Here is a 271-nt window from a genome sequence, read left to right on the forward strand (position 1 = left end):
CACGGCCGCTGGCTGCGAAGGGGAAGCTACCAGTCTTGACTTCGATACCCTTGGCCTTGGCGTCCTGCTCGGTCATACCGACCCAGGCCACTTCCGGGAAGGTATAGATGACGCTGGGGATGGTGTCGTAGTTCATCTCGGCCTTGTGGCCAGCGATGATGTCCGCCACCATGATGCCTTCTTCAGACGCTTTGTGCGCCAGCATCGGGCCACGGACACAGTCACCGATGGCGTAGACGCCCGGCACGTTGGTGCGGCACTGGTCGTCCAC

Annotated in this window: 1 protein-coding gene; it reads right to left on the reverse strand. The window is 62.0% G+C overall.

What is annotated here, in order from left to right; translation table 11 throughout:
* Positions 1-271: FAD-dependent oxidoreductase (locus V0R37_RS22245; protein WP_420376573.1), on the reverse strand; the 271-nt coding region annotated here is incomplete at both ends.

The sequence above is a fragment of the Pollutimonas rozaliensis genome (assembly GCF_048751585.1).
Classification (GTDB): domain Bacteria; phylum Pseudomonadota; class Gammaproteobacteria; order Burkholderiales; family Burkholderiaceae_B.